The organism is Clostridium sp., from assembly GCF_051654825.1.
Lineage (GTDB): Bacteria > Bacillota > Clostridia > Clostridiales > Clostridiaceae > Clostridium.
This window is the reverse complement of record NZ_JBOFYU010000077.1, coordinates 1-4763: the sequence shown is the minus strand read 5'-3', so window position 1 is coordinate 4763 and position 4763 is coordinate 1. Positions and strand designations below refer to the sequence as shown.

6 protein-coding genes are annotated in these 4763 nt (G+C 27.2%); 4 read left to right on the top strand and 2 right to left on the bottom strand.

Translation table 11 applies throughout. From position 1 onward, the window contains the following. Positions 1-64 precede the first annotated feature (64 nt). Together ACRDBA_RS04790 and ACRDBA_RS04785 are read left to right on the top strand one after the other, a co-directional pair. Positions 65-1183 (top strand): DEAD/DEAH box helicase, encoded by a 1119-nt coding sequence (locus tag ACRDBA_RS04790; RefSeq protein WP_438571783.1) that lies wholly within the window; start codon positions 65-67, stop codon positions 1181-1183. 189 nt (positions 1184-1372) lie between these two features. Beyond that, positions 1373-2005 carry a GyrI-like domain-containing protein gene (locus tag ACRDBA_RS04785; protein WP_438571782.1) on the top strand — a complete coding sequence of 211 codons (633 nt, stop codon included), beginning with the start codon at positions 1373-1375 and terminating at the stop codon, positions 2003-2005. Positions 2006-2124: 119 nt separating this feature from the next. Here ACRDBA_RS04785 and ACRDBA_RS04780 read toward each other — a convergent pair whose 3' ends face one another. Together ACRDBA_RS04780 and ACRDBA_RS04775 are read right to left on the bottom strand one after the other, a co-directional pair. Next, a complete protein-coding gene (locus tag ACRDBA_RS04780) occupies positions 2125-2313 on the bottom strand; it encodes a transcription initiation factor TFIIIB (protein WP_438571781.1) in 189 nt (62 codons plus the stop codon). A 509-nt stretch (positions 2314-2822) separates the two neighbouring features. Beyond that, the gene (locus tag ACRDBA_RS04775; protein WP_438571780.1) at positions 2823-3362 is read right to left on the bottom strand and encodes a hypothetical protein; all 540 of its coding nucleotides are present in this window, start codon (positions 3360-3362) and stop codon (positions 2823-2825) included. 330 nt (positions 3363-3692) lie between these two features. Here ACRDBA_RS04775 and ACRDBA_RS04770 point away from each other — a divergent pair, with 330 nt between their 5' ends. Beyond that, positions 3693-4022 carry a hypothetical protein gene (locus tag ACRDBA_RS04770; protein WP_438571779.1) on the top strand — a complete coding sequence of 110 codons (330 nt, stop codon included), beginning with the start codon at positions 3693-3695 and terminating at the stop codon, positions 4020-4022. 353 nt (positions 4023-4375) lie between these two features. Next, on the top strand, positions 4376-4763 hold a 388-nt coding region (locus ACRDBA_RS04765; protein ID WP_438571778.1), incomplete at its 3' end, for a nucleotidyltransferase domain-containing protein.

The window sequence follows — 4763 nt, the reverse complement described above, 5'->3', positions numbered from 1 at the left end:
AAAACTGTGCTATAATAGTATAATTGAGTAAGCTAAAGCTTATTCTAACAACAAAGGAGAAAATATGTTATTTAAAGAATTAAATATAATAGAACCAATATTAGAGGCATTAACCATAGTAGGATATGAAAGCCCTACAGAAATACAAAAAAATTCAATTCCAGTAATATTGGAAGGAAAAGATATCGTAGGTTGTGCACAAACTGGAACTGGTAAAACAGCAGCATTTGCAATACCACTACTACAAAATATAGTTAAAGACAAAGAAATTACCAAAGAAAGAAACATAAAGGCTTTGATTCTTGCACCAACAAGAGAGTTAGCTATTCAAATAGAAGAAAACTTTGCTACATATTCTAAGTTCTTAGATATTAAGGATACAGTTATATTTGGTGGAGTAAATCAAAGCTCCCAGGTAAGAAAGATTAAGGCTGGTGTAGATGTATTAGTTGCAACACCAGGAAGACTTTTAGACTTAACAAACCAAAAACATATTGATTTAAAAAACGTAAAATACTTTGTGCTTGATGAAGCAGATCGTATGCTAGATATGGGAATGATACACGATGTTAAGAAAATAATATCAAGACTTCCAAAAGAAAGACAAAACCTTTTATTTTCAGCAACTATGCCAAAAGAAGTTGTAAAACTTGTTAATTCTATCGTAAAAAATCCTGTAAATATAGAAGTTCAGAAAGTATCATCAACAGTAGAAGTAATAACTCAAGGTGTTTATCATATTTCTAGAAATGAAAAAAAATCATTACTTTTACACCTGCTAAAGAATAAGGATTTTAAATCAGTTATAGTATTTTCAAAAACTAAGCATGGTGCAAATAAGATAGTTCGTGATTTAGAAAAAGCTAAAATAAATTCAGCAGCTATTCATGGTAATAAATCTCAAAATCAAAGACAATTAGCTTTAAGCAACTTTAAACAAGGAAATATAAGAGTTTTAGTTGCTACAGATATTGCAGCAAGAGGTATTGATATTGATGAATTATCTCATGTAATAAATTATGATTTACCAGATGTTGCAGAAACTTATGTTCACAGAATTGGTCGTACTGGTAGAGCAGGTGCCGTAGGAGTTGCTATAACCTTCTGCGATAAAGAAGAAAGTACAATGCTTAGAAATATAGAAAAAGTTATCGGAAAATCTATCCCTATATTACAAAAGTAATAATGAATATAAATAATTATATATTAACCAAAAAGGAGCCCTTAGAATTACTTCTAAAGCTCTTTTCTTTTGTTTTGAACTATTTGATTTATACCGATTTTAATAATATCTTACTTTATTTCAAAAGAAGAATACTTTTCAAATTATGATATTATGTAAATTAGTAATGTTTGAAAGGATGTGTTTAGTATGACATTTGATTTTAAGAAAGAATTCAAGGAATTGTATAGACCTAAAAGTATTCCTCAGATATTAGAAGTTCCAAAGGCTAATTATCTTGCAGTTCGTGGAAAAGGAAATCCAAACGACGCAGAGGGTGAATATGCAAAGTCAATTCAATTATTATATTCAATAGCATACACATTAAGAATGAGTTATAAGACAGATTATAAAATTGAGGGCTTTTTTGAATACGTTGTTCCACCATTAGAAGGTTTTTGGTGGCAGGATAATATTAAAGGTGTTGATTATTCAAATAAAGATACCTTTAGATTTATTTCTATTATACGATTGCCTGATTTTATAACAAAACAAGATTTTGAATGGGCTATTGAAACAGCAACTAATAAGAAGAAAATGGATTTTTCTAAAGTAGAATTTATGACTTATGATGAAGGCTTATGCGTTCAATGTATGCACATTGGCCCCTATGATAATGAGCCTGAAACAGTTGAGAAAATGCATGAATTTTTAGAAGAAAAAGCTTACTCATTAGATATAACTGATGAAAGATATCATCATGAAATATATATATCAGATCCAAGAAAATGTGATGTAAGTAAACAAAAAACAATTATAAGACATCCTATCAAGACGTTGTAATTGTAATGAATGATATATTTAATTAACAGTTTTAATATGTTGAGACAAAGCCAATGCTTGTTAGCATTGGCTTTATGTTTTTTCACTAAATTAATGAAACTAAAAAAATATGTTAAAGATTACTTAAACTTCTCTGGATTCACAACTTTCATTGATAAGATATGACCACATTTTGTACATATATCTGCTATAACTTGAGAGCCAGTTTTAAATATACCATTTATAGGAAACATAGAGCCTTGAGCATATTGCTTTCCCTTACCAATCTCTTCACAGCCGCAAATCGGGCATTTATTACTATCTTCCATATAATCACTCCAACTGTTGATTTGTTTTATAACAAGTTTATTTACTATATTATAACCAAATTACTTGTATTTTACAAATAACTGTAAAATTTAAAGTTTGCAATACTACCTTAAGTATATACATTAGGGTAAATCTCTATGAAGATACTAAGTTAGTCAATAATGATAACATTCAAGGTGATGAAGAGATTAATAATGATACTATATCTGATGATGGCATAGAAGAAATTGATAAAAATGATGATGAAATTAAGGACGGTATAGAAATACCTAAAATTAAGATAAAAAAGGAAGAAGAATATGTTCATGTATCAAGAGTACCTACATTAGTTTATGAAGGTAATGTATATTTATCTAATTCTAATAAAATATCAGTAGAAGATGGAATTGAAAATACTTCTTTCAATAATATGTGGAACTATATTCAATAATGTGAATCTATGTAACATTTGTGCATATACACCTTAAAAAAGGATGCTAATTAGCATCCTTTATCTTTTTTTAATCTATTAGCGATTATATAATGCCCACATATTTCTAGCCCTTTTATATAGTTCGTTAACTTCTACAGCATTATCATTTATTAATTTTAAATATTGAGGGTTATCTTTTTCTAGTGGATTCATATTATCATCTACGTAAATCTCATAAGACATATTATTCTTTTTATCTCCCAGTATTAACCCATATTCAAATCCACCTGTAAATAAGGGCCATATAATTATACTTTCTGAACTATTATTTTTTGATATATATAAATTTCCTGTAAGCTCCATATAATTAGGCTTTTTTACTCCATAAGTATATCCATCTTTATTTAGTATAGTATATCCATACTCATTTTTAGGAATATTTTTAGTGAATTGATGGTATTTAATTCTTGTTGAAAAAAACCACATTATATTTACAAATACAAAAATTGATACTATTAATATGAAGATTTTGTTATTTCTAATTTTCATAGTTAAAAACCGTATTTCCTTTCTTTTTATGTTTTCATCGTGAGCAACTAATATAACAGTTTTGCCTTGTCCATTTAAATTCTTCAAAATATTTATTACTTTGTCTATATTTTCTTTATCAACGGAACCTGTTGGTTTATCAGCTAAGATAATATCACACTTTTTTAAAATAAATTCTTTTTTATATTGTTCTCATTTGTGCAACTTATTAAGCATTTAATAGATAGTTGTCATACTTATTATACCATATTTTACATTTATATTATAAATATAAGAAGTATTACTAATCTTATTATATTTAGATCTAAATTATTTTAAAAATATAAATAGTTAAAATATGGTATAATACTATGAAGTAAGTTTTAAATTTGAGCAATAATTGTATCTTTATACGAAATAAATATTTGGAGGTGTATTATGAAATCTTTATTAAAGGTATTAGCATTCATTCCATTATGTATAGAATTATTACTGTTACTTACTATATTTCCAAAGAAAGCAATGGGAGTTGTAGGGGGCATACATATTGTAATTACAGTGCTATTAACAGTTGTAGGAATAGGTATAGTAAGTAGAAAAAGATTCATTCAACAAATTGGTATTATGGCATTAGTTGCATTAACTTTATTACTTGGCATTATGGGTTATTCTGACTTCGTGAAATGGTTTAGTTCAATAGTTGGAGTTGCAATTTTTATATATTTTACATTTCTAAGTATAGCAATAAAAAAGTTAGCAATATCATAAGCGTAAATGAGTACTACAGTTAATGCTGATAATAGTCCAATAGAATCTGGACAAGAATATAGAATGCAATCATTTTAATTTGAGAGTCAGTGCCGCTATGATATGGAATATATAAGTCCAGAGTCTGATGTAAATTTTAAAACTAATGAGAATATGATTTATAAGATTTCAATAGAAAAAGACTCATTAGGAAATTTAGAATTCATTTTAAGTGAGTAATAGCAATAAATTGTTAATGAGTAGGTTATATATACGGAGGGAGTAACAGACTTATTTGGTGTTGGAAATAATGTTCCCACAAGTTTTTTACACGGAACTGTAAATATCACTAGATACTTTTTTAGGAGGCTACTATGAAAGATAAAATAATAAAGTACTTGTTAACTAAATATGATCCCCATACCATAATATTATATGGGTCTTATGCCAATGGTACTAATAATTTAAATAGTGATTTTGATGCATTAATAATCACAGACAAACAATTTTCAGCTCATGATGCTACTGAAATAGATGGAGTATTATTAGATGTATTTATTTATAATACATCTAGCTTTGGAAATGAAATAAATTTCAATGAATATGTTCAAATACATGATGGTTGTATAGTTCTAGATAAGTATGAAACTGGAAAATATCTTAAAGAAAATGTTTGTAAACTTATCAAAGAAACTCCTAAAAAATCTAATGAAGAAAAACTACAACAAATTAAATGGTGCGAAAAAATGCTTTCTCGTATAG

What these genes read in the sequence shown, in the direction of transcription:
- ACRDBA_RS04790 (WP_438571783.1), top strand. Translation starts at nt 65, where the DNA reads ATGTTATTTAAAGAATTAAATATAATAGAACCAATATTAGAGGCATTA.
- ACRDBA_RS04785 (WP_438571782.1), top strand. Translation starts at nt 1,373, where the DNA reads ATGACATTTGATTTTAAGAAAGAATTCAAGGAATTGTATAGACCTAAA.
- ACRDBA_RS04780 (WP_438571781.1), bottom strand. Translation starts at nt 2,313, where the DNA reads ATGGAAGATAGTAATAAATGCCCGATTTGCGGCTGTGAAGAGATTGGT.
- ACRDBA_RS04770 (WP_438571779.1), top strand. Translation starts at nt 3,693, where the DNA reads ATGAAATCTTTATTAAAGGTATTAGCATTCATTCCATTATGTATAGAA.